At 68.3% G+C, this 208-nt stretch carries 1 protein-coding gene; it reads left to right on the top strand.

All coding sequences use genetic code 11. The features are described from left to right. The coding region (locus AX750_RS26315; protein ID WP_197432860.1) for a transposase at window positions 1–208 on the top strand (208 nt) is incomplete at both ends.

Below are 208 nucleotides of genomic sequence, written 5' to 3' on the forward strand. Positions count from 1 at the left end.
CGAGGGCCTCGCCGGCGAGGAAGCGGCTGATCCCGCCAAGCGCGCTGACCGGGTCAAGAAGCGTCGCGCCAACCGCGGCTCGCTGCCCGCGCACCTGCCGCGCATCGAGCAGGTTGCCGATATCCAGGATATGGCCTGCCCCTGCTGTCGCGGGCAATCGAAAGGACCCGATCTGCTTCAGCCGGCACCTCTACAGGGACAGGAACCT

Source organism: Methylobacterium sp. CCH7-A2, from assembly GCF_001557075.1.
GTDB lineage: Bacteria > Pseudomonadota > Alphaproteobacteria > Rhizobiales > Beijerinckiaceae > Allobosea > Allobosea massiliensis.